The sequence below is a fragment of the Kineococcus gypseus genome (assembly GCF_050871305.1).
Taxonomy (GTDB): domain Bacteria; phylum Actinomycetota; class Actinomycetes; order Actinomycetales; family Kineococcaceae; genus Kineococcus; species Kineococcus gypseus.
Map to the genome: position 1 here is coordinate 18,000 of NZ_JBJLRD010000030.1, position 16,419 is coordinate 34,418.

Genomic DNA, 16,419 nt, shown 5'->3' on the forward strand with positions numbered 1-16,419 from the left:
GGTAAGCTCCCCCGCGTCATGGCACCCGAACTCCCCGCCGACGCCGCTGCGCGCGCCGCGGCCCCGTCCGCCGCCCCCGCCGCCCCGCCGCAGCCGGACCGGCAGCGGCCGGGCCCGCCGCGCGGGGCCCCCGCGCCCGCGTCCCCCGCGCCGCCCGCGCCCGTGCCCACCGCGCCCGACGCGCCGCTGCCCGCGCCGGTGGACGAGCCCGCGCCGCCCGTGGTCACCGTCGTGCTGCCCTGCTACAACGAGGAGGCGCACGTCCTGCTGGAGGTGCAGCGCATCACCGCGGCGATGGACGCCGACGGCACGCCGTACGAGCTGCTGGCCATCGACGACGCCTCCACCGACGGCACCCTCGCGGTGCTGCGCCGGGCCGAGGAGCGCCACCCGCACCTGCGCGTGGTCGGCTTCCGGCGCAACGGCGGCTCGGGCACCGTGCGGCGCATCGGCACGCAGATGGCCCGCGGCGAGATCGTCGTGTGGACCGACGCGGACATGACGTACGAGAACGAGCGCATCCCCGAGCTGGTGCGGGTGCTGCTCGAGGACGACTCCTACGACCAGGTCGTCGGCGCGCGCACCACCGAGCAGGGCACCCACAAGGCGCTGCGGGTGCCGGCGAAGTGGGTCATCCGCAAGGTCGCCGAGGTCCTGGCGCGCCAGCGCATCCCGGACCTGAACTCCGGGCTGCGCGCGTTCCGCCGCTCCGTGGCGCTGCCGTACCTGCGGCTGCTGCCCGCCGGGTTCAGCTGCGTCACCACGATCACCCTGGCGTTCCTGTGCAACCAGCACGACGTGAAGTACGTGCCGACCTCGTACGCCAAGCGGGCGGGGACCTCGAAGTTCCACTTCGTCAAGGACGCCTACCGCTACATCCTGCAGGTGCTGCGGATGGTCATGTACTTCGAGCCGCTGCGGGTGCTCATGCCGCTGGCGCTGTTCCTCTTCGGCCTCGGCGCCGTCAAGGCCGTCACCGACATGTTCCGCCACGCCTTCTACTTCCCGGCCAACACCGTGCTGCTGCTGGTCTCCGGGCTGCTCATCGGCTCGGTGGCGCTGCTGGCCGACCTCGTCGTGCGCTCACGGGACTCCGCGTGAGCGCCGGCCCGGGCGCCGGCCCGCACGCCGCCCCCGCGCACGAGCCGCGCCACGAGGCCGCGCCGCGCCGCGCGGTCGTCGTCGGCCCCGCGCACCCGGCCAAGGGCGGCACCGCCGTGCACACCACCGAGCTGGCCCGGCACCTGGCCCGGCACCTCGCCGACGGCGCCGGCCCCGGCGCCCCCGCCCCCGAGGTGAAGCTGGTCTCCTGGGCCCGGCAGTACCCGGCGGCGCTGTACCCCGGGCGCCCGGAGGTGCCCGGCGGGGCGCCGGAGGTGCCGGGGTTCGAGCCCACCGTGCGCTCGCTGTCGTGGAGCTCGCCGGCGTCGTGGGTGCGCACCGGCCGCCGCGTGGCCGCCGCCGACCTGGTGGTGCTCACCCACGTCGTGCCGCTGCAGGTGCCGGCGCTGCTGGGGGTGCTGGCCGGGCTGCGCTCGGCGCGCTCGTCCGCGCGCACCGTCGTGGTGGCGCACAACGTGCTGCCGCACGAGTCGCGCCCGGGTGACGCGCTGCTGGTGCGCCGGCTGCTCTCCGGCGTGGACGGGGTGCTCGTGCACACCGACGAGCAGGCCGAGCTGGCCCGCGCGCACGGCGCGGCCCGCGTCGAGGTCGCCGACCTGCCCCCGCACCTGCCCGGCGGGCCGGCGCTGCCCGGCCCGGCCGGCTCGCGGGTGCCGCGCGACGGCGGGGTGCGGCTGCTGAGCCTGGGCGCGGTGCGCGCCTACAAGGGCGTGGACCTGCTGCTGCAGGCGCTGCGCGAGGTGCCCGCCGCGCGCCTGACGATCGCGGGGGAGCTGTGGGGCGCGGCCGGGCGCGCCGTGCGCGAGCTGGCCGCCGACCCGGCGCTGCGCGGGCGGGTGGAGCTGCGCGAGGGCTACGTGCCCGCCGGGGAGCTGCCGGCGCTGCTGGCCGCGCACGACGCGCTGGTGCTGCCGTACCGCTCCTCCACCGCCTCGCAGAACGCGCTGCTCGCCTTCGCGCACGGCCTGCCCGTGCTGGCCACCCGCACCGGCTCCTTCCCCGCGCAGGTGCGCGACGGCGTCGACGGCGTGCTCGTCGAGCCCGGCAGCGCCCCGGCCCTGGCCGACGGGCTGCGCCGCCTGCTCGACGGGGCCCTGGTGCACCTGCGCGCGGGCGTGCAGCCGCCGGACCTGGAGGAGCCCTGGTACGCGTACCTGGCCGCCCTGCAGCGCGCCGCGCGCGGCTCCACGGCCGCCGCCCCGCCCGGCGGGCCCCTGCTGGCGCTGGCCAAGCGCGGCGCCGAGCACGCCCTGTGGGCGCGGGTGGGGGTGCAGCGCCGCGTCGGCGAGCGCCTGGCCGCCCGCGAGCTGGCCGCACCGCCCTCGCGCCGGCCGGTGCCCAGCGGCGTGCCGCGCACCGGCGTGCTGCAGGACGCCGACGAGGTGGCCGACGCCGTCGCGCAGGCGAAGCGCCTGCGCCTGCCCGCCCACCCGGACGCGCCGAAGAACTGGGACGCCCTGGGCGCGGTGGGCGCCGTGCTCACCCTGGCCGACGACGGCTCGCGCACCGCGCGCGTCCTCGACGCCGGCAGCGCGCGCTACTCCCCGGTGCTGCCGTGGCTGCGGCTGTACGGCTTCGGCGCCGAGCGCGGCGCCCTGGCCGGCATCAACCTCGAGTTCGGCGCCCCCGTGCACCGCGACGGGGTGGAGTTCCGCCACGGCGACGTCACCGACACCGGCCTGCCGGACGCCTCGCTGGACGCGGTCACGTGCATGTCGGTGGTCGAGCACGGCGTGCCGGTGCCGCAGTTCCTCGCCGAGACCGCCCGGGTGCTGCGCCCGGGCGGGGTGCTGTGCCTGTCCACCGACTACGACGCGGACCCGCCGGACACCACCGGCCTGACCGCCTACGGGGTGCCGGTGCGCATCTTCTCCCCGGCCGACGTGCGCGAGCTGGTGCGGCAGGCGGACGCGGTGGGCCTGCAGCTGGTGGGGGAGCTGACCGACGAGGTGCTGGCCCACCCCGAGCGGCCGGTGCACTGGGCGCGCACGGGGCTGGACTACACGTTCGTGCTGCTGACCTTCCGCCGGCGCTGAGGCGGGTGCCGGGCGGGGTGCCGGGCGCGGTGCCGGGCGCGGTGGCGGGCGGAGTGCTGCGCCGGCTGGCGGGGCTGCTGCGCTCGCCGTGGCTGCGCGGGGGCTTCCTCCTGCTCGCGCTGGGCCTGGCGGCGGCGTACCTGGTGCGCGAGCGCGCCGCCGTCGCGGACGCCTGGGCGCGCCTGGACGCGCCCTCGGTGGCGCTGGCGCTGGTGCTGTCGGTGGCGAACGTGGCGCTGGCGGGCGCCTCGTGGCGGGCGGTGCTGGCCGACCTGGGCTCGCCGCTGGCGCGGCGGGACGCGGCCCGGGTGTTCTTCGTGGGCCAGCTGGGCCGCTACGTGCCCGGCTCGGTGCTGCAGTTCGTCGCGCAGGCGGAGCTGGCGCACGACCTGGGCGTGCCGCGCCGGCGCGCCGGCTCGGCGCTGGTGGTCGCGCTGCTGGTGTCCACGACGACGGCGGGGCTGCTGGTGACCGGGGTGCTGCCGGTGGCGCTGCGCGGGGCGGACCTGCCCGGGGCGGCGTGGGCGGGGCCGGTGCGCTGGCTGGCGCCGCTGCTGCTGGTGCTGCTCGTGCCGGCGGTGCTCAACCGGCTGCTGGGGGTGCTGCTGCGCGCCGCGCGGCGCGAGCCGCTGGAGCACCCGGTGACCGCGCGGGGCCTGCTGGCCTCGGCCGCCTGGGCGCTGGCCTCGTGGGCGGCGGTGGGCCTGCAGGTGTTCGTGCTCGCCACGGCACTGGGCGCCGGTGAGCCGGCCGGGCGCCTGCTGGCGCTGGCCGTGGGCGGCTACGCCCTGGCGTGGGCCGTGGGGTTCCTGGTGGTCCTGGCCCCGGCGGGCGCGGGCGCGCGCGAGGTGGTGCTGGCGGCGGTCCTCGCCCCGGTCGTCGGTGCCGGCGGGGCGGCCGTGGTGGTGCTCGGCTCGCGGGTGCTGCTGACGCTGGCGGACCTGCTGCTGGCCCTGGCGGCGCTGGCCACCACCCCGGGCGCCGCGGCCCGCCTGCGCACCGCCGGCCGGGCGCCGGGGGAGCGGGAGGGGCCTTAGCCCGATCAGGCCCACCTGCGCCGCGGCGCTGCGGGCGCCCGCGGGGCGTGCCGATGCCCACCGTGAGCAACCACGGAACACCAGAGCCCGGGGGGCGGTCCGCGACCCGGCGGTCCGCGCGGGCGGCGAGGAGCACGATGAAGACCGTCCTGGCGATCGAGACGACCAAGCCGATCGGCATCCGCGACCTCAACGGCTTCCTGGCCGGGCTGGCCGGGCGCCTGCCGGGCTGCTTCGTCTCCCAGGGCCCGAGCACCCGCGGCCGGCTGACGGTGACGGTCCTGTCGTCCGCGCCGGTGGCGCTGGAGGACGCCGAGGAGGTCCTGGAGTCCCTGCCGCACCTGTGCGACAGCATCGCCGGGCTGTCCCTGCTCGGGCCCGCCGGGCAGCCGGCGCGCTGAGGGGCCCGGCCCGCCCGCCGTCGGTCCGGTCGTCGCCGGTTCAGTCGTCGTCGCCGGGCACCCGGGTGGCCGGCACGTGCACCACGTCGGCGTACTCCGGGTGCCGGGCGATCCAGCGCGCGACGAACGGGCACAGCGCCACCGCCGTCGTGCCGCGGGCGCGCACGTCGTCTAGGGCGCCGCGCACCACCGCCGAGGCGGCGCCGCGGCCCTCGAAGCCGGGCAGCACCTCCGTGTGGGAGAAGACCACGAAGCGCGGTGCGCGCGAGTAGACGGCCACGGCGGCCAGCCGGCCGTCCACCCGCCCCTCGTAGCGCGACAGCTCGGCGTTGTCGACGACGGTGAGCCCGTCCGTCGGCGGCGCTGTGCCGGCGGTGCTGCTCGGGGGCGTGGCGCTCACGGTTGCGCTCCTGTCGCTCGGTCGCTCGGTCGCGTCGGTCGGTCGCTCGCTCGGTGGGGCGGGACGGCCGGGCGCCGGCCGTCCACGTGCAGTGAACAGCCTCCGGCCCGTCGGCGACAGGGGGGTGGCCGCGGCGTGTCCACCGGGACCCCCGGCCAGACCCCCGGCCAGACACTCGGCGGGACCTCCGGCGGGGCCCCCGGCGGGGCGTCGCGCGGCGGGCGCGACGATGCCGCGGTGAGTCGTCGCGCCGTGCTGCTGTTCGCCGCCCTGGGCCTGGCCTGGGGCGTGCCCTACCTGCTGATCAAGGTCGCCGTCGAGGAGCTGGCGCCCTCGGTGCTGGTGCTGGCCCGCACCGGCCTGGGCGCCGCGCTGCTGCTGCCGCTGGTGCTGCTGAGCCCGGCCTCGCGCCGGGCGGTGCCCGATCTGCTGCGGCGCTGGCCGGCGCTGGGCGTCTACTCGGTCCTGGAGATCGTGGGGCCCTGGCTGTTCCTGACCCGCGCCGAGCAGGAGCTGCCCAGCTCCACCGCCGCCCTGCTGATCTCCGCCGTGCCCGTGGTCGGCGTCCTGGTCGCGCCCCTGTTCAGGCGCGCCGAGCGCCTGGGCGCGCGCGGCTGGGCGGGCCTGGCCCTGGGCAGCGCCGGCGTGGCCACCCTCGTGGGCCTGGACGTGGCCGGCTCCGACCTCGGCGCGGTCGGCGAGGTGGCCCTCGTCGTCGTCGGCTACGCCGTCGGCCCGGCGATCCTGACCCGCTGGCTGGGCGACCTGCCCGGCCCGGTCGTGGTCACCGGCAGCCTGCTCGTCTCGGCGCTGTTCTACGTGCCCGTCGTCGCGCTCGGCCCCGGCCTGCCCGACGCCGTGCCGTCGGCCGCCGCGCTGGCCTCCGTGGCGGCCCTGGCCGTGGTGTGCACCGCGGCGGCGTTCCTGCTGCTGTTCGCCCTCGTCGGCGAGGTCGGGCCCGTGCGCGCCACCGCCGTCGTCTACGTCAACCCCGTCGTGGCCGTCCTGGCCGGCGCCGTGCTGCTCGACGAGCGCGTCACCGCCTTCACCGTGGCCGGCTCCGCGCTCGTCCTGGTCGGCTCGGTGCTCGTCACCCGCCGCGCCCCCGCCGCGGCCGCCGCGCCCGCCACCGCCTGAGCGGGCCCGGGCCGGTGCGCGCGGGGCGTGCCGATCACGGCGCCGGCCGATCTACCGTGTGCCGGTGACCGTCCCCGCCCAGCGCGACGCCGCGTCCGCGGGCGCCGCCGCCCCGCTGGTGCGCCGCTGGCGCCCCTCGTGGGAGCTGGACCTGGCCTGCACGGTCTCGGTGCTGCGCCGCGGCGCGCACGACCCCACCTTCCGCCGCGAGGCCGACGGCAGCGTGCGGCGCGCCACCCGCACCCCCGAGGGGCCCGCGCAGCTGCACCTGGTGCCGCTGCGCGGGTGCGGCGAGGTCGAGGCGCGCGCCTGGGGCCCGGGCGCGCGGTGGGCCCTGGACGGCGTGCCCGACCTGCTCGGCGCCGGCGACACCACCCACGCCGAGTTCGAGCCGCGCCGCGAGCACACCGCGCTGCGCGAGGCCTGGCGCGCGCACCCGTGCTGGCGCCAGCCGCGCACCCGCGCGGTGTTCGAGGCCCTGGCCGCCTCCGCCCTGGAGCAGGTCGTCACCACCCGCGAGGCCTTCGCCGGCTGGCGGCGCCTGGTGCTGCGCTTCGGCGAGCCGGCCCCCGGCCCCGAGGGGGTATGGGTGCCGCCGGCCCCGCGGGACTGGCTGGAGGTGCCGTCCTGGGAGTGGCTGGCCGCCGGCGTGGAGCTGCGCCGGCGCAAGGTGACGATCCTGGCCGCCCCGCGCGCCGCGGCCCTGGAGCGCACCCTGGCGATGGACGAGGCCGGCGCCGACCGCGCCCTGCGCTCGCTGCCCGGGGTGGGGGTGTGGACGTCAGCGGAGGTGCGCGCCCGCGCCCACGGCCACCCCGACGCCTTCTCCTTCGGCGACCTGCACGTGGCCGCGAACGTCTCCTGGGCGCTGACCGGGGAGGTTCTCGACGACGCCGGGTGCGCGGAGGTCATCGAGTGCTACCGCGGGCACCGCTACCGCGTGCAGCGCCTGCTGACCCTGGCCGGGGCGAGCAGGCCGCGCCGCGGCCCGCGCGCGAGCCTGCCCACCCACACCCCCAACCGCGCCCTGCGCGTGCACCGGCCCCGCCGCGGGGGCTGAGGCACCGGCCCCGCCGCGGGGGCGTCGGGCACCGGCCCCGCCGCGGTGCCCGGGCGGGCGGTGTGGTGGGGTGCACGGCGTGCGCGTGCTCCTGCTCGGCTGGTCCAGCGTCCTGCACGGCGAGGCCACGGCCGGCGACCTGCTGAGCACCGAGGCCGTCGCCCACCGGCTGCGCGCCGCCGGCGCCGAGGTCGACCTCGCCTTCAGCCCCGCCGTGCTGCGCGCGTACGGCCCGCGCGGCGGGGTGGCCTACGAGGACGCCGACGAGGTGCTGCAGGTGGACCCGGGCGCGTACACGCACGTGGTGTGGGCGTGCGGGCCGCTGACGGGCCGGCCCGTCGAGCGGGTGCACGAGCGCTTCCCGCGCGCGCGCCGCCTGGCCGTGGGCGTCTCCGTGCTCGACCCGGCCGACCCGGCCGTCACCGGCTTCCACGCCGTCGTCCCGCGCGACGCGCCCGGCACCGCCTCGGAGCGCGACCTCGCCGCCCGCCCGCCGGTGGGCGCCGTGCCCGTCGTGGGCGTGTACCTGACCCGCGGGCAGGGCGAGTACGGCGCGCGCCGGCGCCACGAGGAGGTCGCCGGCGCGCTGACCGGCTGGCTGGGGGGCCTGGACGTGGCCCGCCTGGAGCTGGACACCCGCGTCGACCCGCGCGACTGGCGCCTGCCCGCCACCGCCGAGCAGGTCCTCGCCGTCCTCTCGCGCCTGGACGTCGTGGTCACCACCCGGCTGCACGGCCTGGTGCTGGCCCTGCGCGCCGGGGTGCCGGCGCTGGCCGTCGACCCCGTCGCCGGCGGCGGCAAGGTCAGCGCGCAGGCGCGCGCATGGGGCTGGCCGGGCCTGCTGGGCGCCGAGGAGGTCCTGGCCGCCGACGGCGCCCTGGCGCTGGACGAGCAGCTGGCCTGGTGCACCTCCGGCGCGGGCCGGGCCGCCGCGGACCGCGCCCGCGACGAGGCCCCCGCCGCGGGCGGCGGCCAGCTCGACGCGCTCGCCGCCGCGCTGCGCGGCTGAGGGCCCGCGGGGCGCGGCGCCGCGGCGCCGCGGCGGTACCGTCGAGCGTGGGCGCGAGGCGGCTGGTGTGGCGGGCCTGCTACGAGCTGCTGGCCGCGTGCGCGCGCGAGCCGCGCTGGGCGTTCATGGACTACGGCTTCGCCCCGCCCGGGCCCCCGGTCCTGGCCCTGGACGCCGCCGACGAGCCGGACCGGCTGTGCATCCAGCTCTACGAGCACGTCGTGGCCGGCGACGTGCGCGGGCGCGACGTGCTGGAGGTCGGCAGCGGCCGCGGCGGCGGGGCCTCCTACCTGGCCCGCTACCGGCACCCGCGCAGCGTCGTGGTCGTGGACCTGTCCGAGCGGGCGGTCGAGCTGAGCCGGCGCCACCGGCGCGGGCCCGGTCTGTCCTTCGTGCGGGGCGACGCGCTGGCCCTGCCCTTCCCGGACGCCTCCTTCGACGCGGTCGTCAACGTGGAGTCCTCGCACTGCTACGACGACGTGCCCGCGTTCCTGGCCGAGGTGCGCCGGGTGCTGCGCCCCGGCGGGGACCTCCACCGGGCCGACCTGCGCCCGGCGCGGCAGGTGGAGCGGGTGCGCCGGGAGCTGGCGGGCTCGGGCCTGCGCGTGCGCCGCGAGGAGGACGTGACCGCGCAGGTGGTGCGCGCGCTGGAGCTGGACAGCGAGCGCAAGCTCGCCCTGGTGCGGGCGTGGGTCCCGCGGCCGCTGCACCCGGCCTTCCGCCCGTTCGCCGGCATCGAGGGCACCCGCAACCACGTCGCGCTGCGCGAGGGCCGGCAGCGCTACCTGAGCGCCTGGCTGGTGAAGGACGCGGCGCCCTGAGCGGTGGCGCGCCGGGGCCGCCTCAGCGGGCGGGGACCACCCGCACCTCGGCCCCGCGCTCGCCGTCGCGCCGCACGTCGCCGGCGAGGTCCTCGGTCCACAGCGCCGCCAGCACCCGCTGCGCCAGGGCGCCGAGCTCGAAGGCGTCCTCGGCGCCCAGGCGCAGCAGGGCCCCGGTGCCGTCGTCCTCGACGCGGCAGCTCCCCGGGCCGCCGGCGGTGGCGACGGCCGCCACCCGCCCCAGCCGCTCGGCGGTGCCGCCGGGCACCACGGGCGGCGCCTCGACCGCGGAGGCGCCCAGGGCCGCGCGCACGGCCTCGACGTGACCGAGGCGGAACCAGTCCCCGGCCGCCGGGCGCACCAGTGAGCGCGCCCCGGGCCCGTCCTCCTCGCGCACGTGCGCCAGGAGGCCGCGCACCAGCGCCGCGGGCACCCCGCCGGTCTTGCCCTTGACGAGGTCGGCGGCGGCGGCGACCTCGTCGGCGACGGCGCGCGCGGTCACGCTCATCGGCCGGCCGGAGGCGTCCAGGTGCCCGCGCAGGTCGTCCAGGACGTCCAGGCCCGCCACGCCCAGGGCGAAGTCGGTCTGCCCCTCGCGCCAGGCGCGCCCGGCGGTGTCGGTGACGACGACCCCGACGTCGGCGCCGCTCAGCGCGCGCACCGCCGCCCGCAGCGCGCGGGCCTCGGCGTCGGCGTCGGCGGGCAGCACCAGCACGGTGCCGTCGGGCACGTTGGAGGCGTCCACCCCGGCGGCGGCCATGACCGGCCCGGCGACGGCCTCGACGATGCTGGCCAGCCCGGCGGGGGTGCGCCGGGCGGCCACGGTGCGCACCGACTGCTCCGCGACGACGGCCTCGCGCCGCTCCAGCGGGGCGCTCAGCCCGCGCGCCTTGGAGACGACCTTGCTGGAGACGGCCAGCACGTCGCCGTCGGCGGGCCCGGTGCCCTGCGCGCGCAGGGCGTCCACGAGCACGCGCGCCAGGTCGTCGCCGGCGCGCACCTCGCCGACGCCGGTGACCGCGACGACGCGCACCTCGGCGGGCGCGCGGCTCACGCGGCGCTCTCCCGGCCGGCCAGCTCCAGGGCCAGGTCCAGGGCGGCGCCGGCCAGGGCGGCGGTGGCGGCCGGGTCGCTCATGAGCAGCGGGCGCCGGCGCACCGCCAGCGGCCGCGGGCCCGGTGCCGGGCCCTCGTCGCCCTCGGCGACCAGCCAGCCGTCGAGCAGGTCGGCGTAGAGCCCGGCGACGGCGGCGGCGGTGGTGGGCACGCCGATCGCGGCCAGGCAGGCGTCGGCCATGCCGCGCACGGGGGCGCCGCCGACGACGGGGGAGACGCCCACGACCGGGGCGGCGGTGCGCACCAGCGCCTCGCGCACGCCGGGCACGGCGAGGATCGAGCCGATGGAGACCACCGGGTTGCTCGGCGGCAGCACGACGACGTCCGCGTCGCGCAGCGCCTCGAGCACGCCGGGGGCCGGGCGCGCCGCGGCAGCGCCGACGGCCTCGATGCGCCGCGCGGGCACGGCGGCGTGCAGGCGCACCCACCACTCCTGGAAGTGCACGCGCCGCCCGCCGGCCTCGCCGTCGTGGGCGGCGCGCTCGGCCTCGGGCACGTCGGCGAGGTCGACGTGGGTCTCGACGACGTCGTCGGTCATGGGCAGCAGGCGCGCGCCCGGGCGCCAGCGCCGGCACAGCTCCTCGGTGACCTGCGAGAGGGTGCGCCCCTGCGCCAGCAGCTGCGTGCGCACCACGTGGGTGGCGACGTCCTTGTCGCCCAGGGTGAACCAGGTGGGCGTGCGCCCGTAGCGGGCCAGCTCCTGCGCCACGCCGTAGCTCTCGGAGTCCCGCCCCCAGCCGCGCTCCTCGTCGATGCCGCCGCCCAGGGTGTACATCACCGAGTCCAGGTCGGGGCTCACGCGCAGGCCGTGCAGCGTGACGTCGTCGGCGGTGTTGACCACGACGGTCAGCTCGGCGCGCTGCCGCGCGGGGTCGGGGGAGGCGCGCAGCGCGGCGAGCAGGCCGCGCAGGAAGCGGGCGCCGCCCACGCCGCCGGCCAGGGCCGCGACGCGCAGGGGGGCGGGGGTGGTGGGGCTCACGCCCCCATCGTCCCAGCCCCGCGCGCGGCTCCGCCCCGTCACCCGGGCGGGTGCGCGCTGGGCCGGACGGGTGGTGCGCGGCGCGGGACGCGGGGGGCTGGGGTGGCTGTCGGGACCGGCGGGGTCCGCGGGATACCACGCCGGGCTTGACGGGAGCGGACGACACGCGTGTAATTCCACCAGTGGTGGTCGTGCGTGACCGTCGCGTCACCGGTAGTGACAGACCGAGGCTGTGAGGGCTGCCTGATGGAGATCGACGTCCAGCACCGCGACGAGGGCGCTCCCCGCCCCGCGACGACCGCGCCGACCGAGCGCCCCGAGCTGCGGCTCGTCGCGCCCCTGCCCGACCCCGTGGTGGGCCCGCCCACCGGGCTGTCGGGGCTGACCCCGGAGGACCCGGGCTGGCAGGAGCTCGCGCTGTGCGCGCAGACCGACCCGGAGGCGTTCTTCCCCGAGAAGGGCGGCTCGACCCGCGAGGCCAAGCGCGTGTGCCAGTCCTGCGAGGTGCGCCAGGAGTGCCTGGAGTACGCGCTGGGCAACGACGAGCGCTTCGGCATCTGGGGCGGGCTCTCCGAGCGGGAGCGCCGCCGCCTCAAGCGCCGCGCCATCTGAGGCGCGCCGCCCGGGGGAGGCGGGCCGCCTCAGCCCTCGTCCTCCTCGCCGCCGTAGCGCGGGTCGACCTCCTCCGGGTCCAGGTCGAGCAGGTGCGCCACCTGCTCGACCACCACGTCGGCCACCAGGTCCTCGAGGTCCTCGCCGCCCGCGCGCGTCTCCAGCGGCCGGCGGTAGAGCACCACGCGCGCCGGGCCGGAGGAGTCCGCGGGGAACAGCCGCCCCAGCGGCACCACCTCGTCCTCCCACGGGGCCGGGTCCGAGGGCGGCACGTCCTCCACGGCGAACTCCACGCCCGCCAGCTGCTCGGCCCAGCGGCGCTCCAGCAGCTCCACGGCGTCCAGCACCAGGTCGTCGAAGCGCTCGGCGCGGGTGCGCGCGGCCGGCAGAGCCGCCGGCAGCAGCGGCCCGCGCAGGCCGCGCCCGTGGCGGTCGCGCCGCACCCGGCGGCGCCGGCGGTGCGCTCGGGGCGTGCTCACCGGCGCAAGGTACCAAGCGCGCCGCGCCCCGCCGGGCGCCGCGGCCCGCCCGGCCGGTCGCGGTCCGGTCACGACACGGCCCGCCGCCGCGCGCGGACCCTCCGCCCCGCCCGATCGGAGGTAGCGTGCCGCGCGTGAACGCTCCCCGCACGAGTCCCGCCGGCGGTGGTGGTCGTCGTCCCGGCGCAGCGGTGCGCCGGTGCTCGCGGACGGCGTGCGGCCGGACCGCGGTGGCGACCCTGACCTACGTCTACTCCGACTCCACCGCCGTGCTCGGCCCGCTGGCCGCCTACGCCGAACCGCACTGCTACGACCTGTGCTCCGAGCACGCCGCGCGGCTGACCGCCCCGCGCGGGTGGGAGGTCGTGCGCCTGGCGCCCGAGCTCGTCGAGGCCGCCAGCCGGCACGACGACCTGCTCGCCGTGGCCGACGCCGTGCGCGACCGGCCCGACGGCCCGCGCGCCGTGGTCGACCCCGACGCCCCGGCCGTGCGCCGCGGGCACCTGCGCGTGCTGCGCGAGGAGCGCCCGCGCTGACCCGCGGCCGCTGACCCGCGGCCGCTGACCCGCGGCCGCTGACCCGCGGCCGCTGACCCGCGGCCGCTGACCCGCGGCCGCTGACCCGCGGCCGCTGACCCGCCGCCGCTGACCCGTCGCCGCCGGACGACCGTGGGAGCGCCGCCCGGGGTCCCCGCGCGGCGGCCCGGCCGGGGGTGGACGGGGGCTCGCCGGCGGCTCGTCGGGTCGTCCCCCGTGCGGGCGCTCAAGCCGGGGCCCGCGGGTGCCGATGCCCGGGGCGTCGCCCCGCGCCCGAGCACCTCGGAGGTACCCCGTGCCCGTCGGTCCCCACGCCCCCCGCAGCACCCGCCGCTCCCGCGCCGCCCGACCCGCCCCGCCGCTGGGGTCCCTGACGCAGTCGGTGCACCGCGAGGGCGCCTCCTGCGGCGGCTGCGGCAGCGAGCGCGTCACCCAGCTGTCCATGTCCCTCACCGACGGCACCCCGGTGCGCTTCGTCTCCTGCCACGTGTGCGAGGAGCGCACGTGGACGTCCTCGCAGGGCGAGCTGTCGGTGGACTCCGTGCTGGAGCGCACCCGCAAGCGCTGAGCGCGCCCGCCCGCGGGCGCCGGCGACCGCCCGCCCGCGGGAGGTGGCGGCACCGCCGGCGGGCGGTGCCGCCGATCGGTGCGCACCCGCCCCCGCGGGCCCGGTGCGCTTGTAGGCTCCGGCCGTGAGCGTCGACCTCTCGTCCTTCGTCAAGGCCTACGACGTCCGGGGGGTCGTCCCCGACCAGCTCGACGCGGGCGTGGTGCGCGCCCTGGGCGCCGCCTTCGCGGAGGTCGTGGTGCTGCCCGAGGCGCCCGCCGGCGCGGCCCCGCGCGCCGTGGTCGGCCACGACATGCGCCCCTCCTCGCCGGAGCTGTCGGCCGCCTTCGCCGACGGCCTGGCCTCGCGCGGCGTGGACGTCGTGCTCATCGGCCTGTGCTCCACCGACGGGCTGTACTTCGCCAGCGGCTCGCTGGACGTGCCCGGCGCGATGTTCACCGCCAGCCACAACCCCGCGCAGTACAACGGCATCAAGCTGTGCCGCTCCGGCGCGCGCCCCGTGGGCCAGGACACCGGCCTGGCCGCCGTGCGCGACCTCGCCCAGTCCTGGCTGGACGCCGGGCGGGTGCCCGACGTCGACGGCGCGCGCGGCGAGGTGGGCGAGCAGGACCTGCTGGCCGAGTACGCCGCGCACCTGCGCTCCCTGGTCGACCTGTCCGGCGCGCGCCCGCTGCGCGTCGTCGTCGACGCCGGCAACGGCATGGCCGGTCACACCGTGCCCGCCGTGCTGGGCACCGCCGCCGGCCTGCCGGAGCTGCCGCTGCAGGTGGAGGCGATGTACTTCGAGCTCGACGGCACCTTCCCCAACCACGAGGCCAACCCGCTGGAGCCGGAGAACCTGCGCGACCTGCAGGCCGCCGTCCCGCGCGCCGGCGCCGACCTCGGCCTGGCCTTCGACGGCGACGCCGACCGCTGCTTCGTCGTCGACGAGAAGGGCGACCCGGTCAGCCCCAGCGCGGTGACCGCGATGGTGGCCCGCCGCGAGATCGCCAAGGAGCGCGCGGCCGGCCGCGAGCCGGTGGTCATCCACAACCTCATCACCTCCCGCGCGGTGCCCGAGATCGTCGCCGAGGACGGCGGGGTGCCGGTGCGCACCCGGGTGGGCCACTCGTTCATCAAGCAGCGCATGGCCGAGGAGGGCGCCGTCTTCGGCGGCGAGCACTCCGCGCACTACTACTTCCGCGAGTTCTGGTCGGCCGACACCGGCATGCTGGCCGCGATGCACGTGCTCGCCGCGCTCGCCGAGAGCGACCTGCCGCTGTCGCAGCTGGCCGCCGAGTACGAGCGCTACGTCGCCAGCGGCGAGGTCAACTCCACCGTCGAGGACGCCGCGGCCACCACCGAGCGCGTCCTGGCCGCCGAGCAGGAGCTGGCGCGCAGCGAGGGCCGCGAGCTGGAGGTGGACCGCCTCGACGGGCTGACGGTCAGCTCCCCGGCGCGCGACGGGCACCCGATGTGGTGGTTCAACCTGCGCGCCTCGAACACCGAGCCGCTGCTGCGCCTGAACGCCGAGGGCGCCGACCCCGACACGATGGCCGCCGTGCGCGACCGGGTGCTCGGCCTGGTGCGCGGCGGCGCCCGGTGAGCGCCGACCCCGCCGCCGACGCCGACCCCGCCGCCGACCGCGCCGCCGCCGCCGGTGGCGGCGCTGCGGGCGTGCGCCTGGAGCCGTGGGTGCTGGCGCTGCTGCGCTGCCCGCTGACCGGCGAGCCGCTGACGGCGGTGGAGGTCGACGGCGAGCCCTTCCTGGCCACGGCCGCCGGGGTGCGCTACCCCGTGGTGGACGGCGTGCCGGTGCTGCTGGTCGACGAGGCCCTCGACGTGCCCGAGGACCTGCGCGCGCGGGCGGGGGAGGGCCGGTGACCGCCCTGGACGAGACCCTGCTCGGCGACGGCGACGCCCTGAGCGCCGCCGACCCCTCCGGGGTGCTGCGCGCCCTGGCCGGGGCCGGGGCGCAGGTGCGCGAGGCGGTGGAGCTGTCCGCGCAGGCGGGCGTGGGGCGCCTGGCCGAGGAGGGCCGGCCCCGCGCCGTCGTCGTGGCCGCCCTCGGCGGCGCCTCGGTCGTCGCCGACGTCCTGACCGCCCTGGCCGGGCGGGGCTGCCCGGTGCCGCTGCTCGCCCGCCGCGGCGGCCCGCTGCCCAGCTGGGTCGGCCCGCTGGACCTCGTGGTGGCGGTGTCGATGTCCGGGCACGCGCCCGGGCCGCTGGCGCTGGCCGGCGAGGCCGCCCGGCGCGGGGCCCGCGTGGTCACCGTCGGCGCGGACGGCTCGCCGCTGGCGGCCGTCGGCTCGCGCGGCGGCAACGTGCACGTGCCCCCGGCGCGCGGGGTGCGCGCCCTCGAGGAGGGCGCGCGCTCCTCGCGGGTCTCGCTGTGGTCGCTGCTGACGCCGGTCCTGCTGGCCGCCGACGCCCTGGACGTGGTGCGCACCTCCGCCGAGGAGCTCGCCGCCGTCGCCGACCGCCTGGACGCCGAGGCGGAGACCTGCCGGCCGTGGTCGGAGGCGTTCGTCAACCCCGCCAAGGTCCTGGCGATGGAGCTGTCCGGGGCCGTGCCGGTGGTGCTGGCCGACGGCGACCTCACCGCCGCCGCGGCCCGGCGCGCCGCCTCGATGCTGGCGCGCACCGCCCGGGTGCCGGCGGTGGCCGGGGCGCTGCCCGACGACGCCAGCGAGGCGGTGGCCACCTTCGGCGGCCCCTTCGCCGCCCGCCCGGACGACGTCTTCGCCGACCCGTTCCTCGACGGCCCGCCCGGCCCGCGCCTGCAGCTGACCCTGCTGCGCGACGCGCCCTCGGCGGTGCCGGACGCCGAGCGCGCGGTCGCCGACGCGGTGGCCACCACCGCCGCCGACGCCGGCGTGCGCGTCGGCGAGGTCGTCGCCGAGCCCGGCCCGCCGCTGGCGCGCCTGGCGCAGCTGATCGCGCGCACCGACTTCGCCGCCACCTACCTGGCGCTGGCCTCGGGCACGGACCCGGCCGCCTCGCCGCAGGTGGCGGACCTGCGCGCGCGCCTGGGCTGAGCGGGTGGGGGTGAGCGGGCGGGGGCGACGCGCCTGGCGGTGAGCGCCGGCGGGCCCGCGCGTACCCTGGAGGGGTCCGGCGTCCGGTGA

At 79.3% G+C, this 16,419-nt stretch carries 18 protein-coding genes; 14 read left to right on the forward strand and 4 right to left on the reverse strand.

What is annotated here, in order from left to right; translation table 11 throughout:
* The first annotated feature begins 18 nt into the window (after positions 1–18).
* The 4 genes from ACRYMN_RS12685 to ACRYMN_RS12700 all read left to right on the forward strand — a co-directional run bounded on the left by ACRYMN_RS12685 (position 19) and on the right by ACRYMN_RS12700 (position 4,596).
* Positions 19–1,101, forward strand: coding sequence for a glycosyltransferase family 2 protein (locus ACRYMN_RS12685; protein ID WP_432495569.1), 1,083 nt, complete (start codon positions 19–21; stop codon positions 1,099–1,101).
* Complete coding sequence (locus tag ACRYMN_RS12690; RefSeq protein ID WP_432495571.1) at positions 1,098–3,158, forward strand: glycosyltransferase; 2,061 nt, start codon at positions 1,098–1,100, stop codon at positions 3,156–3,158. The genes ACRYMN_RS12685 and ACRYMN_RS12690 overlap by 4 nt, the downstream gene beginning before the upstream one ends.
* Before the next feature lie 5 nt (positions 3,159–3,163).
* Positions 3,164–4,195 carry a lysylphosphatidylglycerol synthase domain-containing protein gene (locus ACRYMN_RS12695; protein WP_432495573.1) on the forward strand — a complete coding sequence of 344 codons (1,032 nt, stop codon included), beginning with the start codon at positions 3,164–3,166 and terminating at the stop codon, positions 4,193–4,195.
* A gap of 137 nt (positions 4,196–4,332) precedes the next feature.
* Complete coding sequence (locus ACRYMN_RS12700) at positions 4,333–4,596, forward strand: hypothetical protein (protein WP_432495575.1); 264 nt, start codon at positions 4,333–4,335, stop codon at positions 4,594–4,596.
* A gap of 40 nt (positions 4,597–4,636) precedes the next feature.
* Here the strand turns inward: ACRYMN_RS12700 and ACRYMN_RS12705 are convergent, their stop codons facing one another.
* Entirely contained in the window at positions 4,637–4,996 is a 360-nt protein-coding gene (locus tag ACRYMN_RS12705) for a GNAT family N-acetyltransferase (RefSeq protein WP_432495577.1), read from the reverse strand.
* 237 nt (positions 4,997–5,233) lie between these two features.
* On the opposite strand from ACRYMN_RS12705, the gene ACRYMN_RS12710 reads away from it, so the two are divergent.
* From ACRYMN_RS12710 to ACRYMN_RS12725, 4 genes are all read left to right on the forward strand, one after another.
* Positions 5,234–6,133, forward strand: a complete 900-nt coding sequence (locus ACRYMN_RS12710; RefSeq protein ID WP_432495579.1) for a DMT family transporter — start codon at positions 5,234–5,236, stop codon at positions 6,131–6,133.
* A gap of 64 nt (positions 6,134–6,197) precedes the next feature.
* Positions 6,198–7,193: a DNA-3-methyladenine glycosylase family protein gene (locus ACRYMN_RS12715; RefSeq protein WP_432495581.1), complete on the forward strand. Its 996-nt coding sequence runs from the start codon at positions 6,198–6,200 to the stop codon at positions 7,191–7,193.
* Positions 7,194–7,272: 79 nt separating this feature from the next.
* Positions 7,273–8,202 (forward strand): polysaccharide pyruvyl transferase family protein, encoded by a 930-nt coding sequence (locus ACRYMN_RS12720; RefSeq protein WP_432495583.1) that lies wholly within the window; start codon positions 7,273–7,275, stop codon positions 8,200–8,202.
* A gap of 47 nt (positions 8,203–8,249) precedes the next feature.
* The gene (locus ACRYMN_RS12725; protein ID WP_432495585.1) at positions 8,250–9,023 is read left to right on the forward strand and encodes a class I SAM-dependent methyltransferase; all 774 of its coding nucleotides are present in this window, start codon (positions 8,250–8,252) and stop codon (positions 9,021–9,023) included.
* A gap of 22 nt (positions 9,024–9,045) precedes the next feature.
* Here the strand turns inward: ACRYMN_RS12725 and cofE are convergent, their stop codons facing one another.
* Both cofE and cofD read right to left on the reverse strand, forming a co-directional pair.
* A complete protein-coding gene (gene cofE / locus ACRYMN_RS12730) occupies positions 9,046–10,077 on the reverse strand; it encodes a coenzyme F420-0:L-glutamate ligase (protein WP_432495587.1) in 1,032 nt (343 codons plus the stop codon).
* Positions 10,074–11,093 carry a 2-phospho-L-lactate transferase gene (gene cofD / locus ACRYMN_RS12735; protein WP_432495637.1) on the reverse strand — a complete coding sequence of 340 codons (1,020 nt, stop codon included), beginning with the start codon at positions 11,091–11,093 and terminating at the stop codon, positions 10,074–10,076. Before cofD ends, cofE begins: the two co-directional genes overlap by 4 nt.
* A 270-nt stretch (positions 11,094–11,363) precedes the next feature.
* Here cofD and ACRYMN_RS12740 point away from each other — a divergent pair, with 270 nt between their 5' ends.
* Positions 11,364–11,729 (forward strand): WhiB family transcriptional regulator, encoded by a 366-nt coding sequence (locus tag ACRYMN_RS12740; RefSeq protein WP_432495589.1) that lies wholly within the window; start codon positions 11,364–11,366, stop codon positions 11,727–11,729.
* A 29-nt stretch (positions 11,730–11,758) separates the two neighbouring features.
* Here ACRYMN_RS12740 and ACRYMN_RS12745 read toward each other — a convergent pair whose 3' ends face one another.
* Positions 11,759–12,208, reverse strand: a complete 450-nt coding sequence (locus ACRYMN_RS12745; protein WP_432495591.1) for a metallopeptidase family protein — start codon at positions 12,206–12,208, stop codon at positions 11,759–11,761.
* A gap of 134 nt (positions 12,209–12,342) precedes the next feature.
* On the opposite strand from ACRYMN_RS12745, the gene ACRYMN_RS12750 reads away from it, so the two are divergent.
* The 5 genes from ACRYMN_RS12750 to ACRYMN_RS12770 all read left to right on the forward strand — a co-directional run bounded on the left by ACRYMN_RS12750 (position 12,343) and on the right by ACRYMN_RS12770 (position 16,329).
* Positions 12,343–12,744 carry a DUF3499 domain-containing protein gene (locus ACRYMN_RS12750; RefSeq protein ID WP_432495593.1) on the forward strand — a complete coding sequence of 134 codons (402 nt, stop codon included), beginning with the start codon at positions 12,343–12,345 and terminating at the stop codon, positions 12,742–12,744.
* 295 nt (positions 12,745–13,039) lie between these two features.
* Positions 13,040–13,312 carry a hypothetical protein gene (locus tag ACRYMN_RS12755; RefSeq protein WP_432495595.1) on the forward strand — a complete coding sequence of 91 codons (273 nt, stop codon included), beginning with the start codon at positions 13,040–13,042 and terminating at the stop codon, positions 13,310–13,312.
* Positions 13,313–13,436: 124 nt separating this feature from the next.
* Entirely contained in the window at positions 13,437–14,897 is a 1,461-nt protein-coding gene (locus ACRYMN_RS12760; RefSeq protein WP_432495597.1) for a phosphomannomutase/phosphoglucomutase, read from the forward strand.
* Positions 14,894–15,175, forward strand: coding sequence for a Trm112 family protein (locus ACRYMN_RS12765; RefSeq protein WP_432495599.1), 282 nt, complete (start codon positions 14,894–14,896; stop codon positions 15,173–15,175). The genes ACRYMN_RS12760 and ACRYMN_RS12765 overlap by 4 nt, the downstream gene beginning before the upstream one ends.
* Positions 15,172–16,329 carry an SIS domain-containing protein gene (locus tag ACRYMN_RS12770; RefSeq protein WP_432495601.1) on the forward strand — a complete coding sequence of 386 codons (1,158 nt, stop codon included), beginning with the start codon at positions 15,172–15,174 and terminating at the stop codon, positions 16,327–16,329. The genes ACRYMN_RS12765 and ACRYMN_RS12770 overlap by 4 nt, the downstream gene beginning before the upstream one ends.
* Positions 16,330–16,419: the final 90 nt, after the last annotated feature.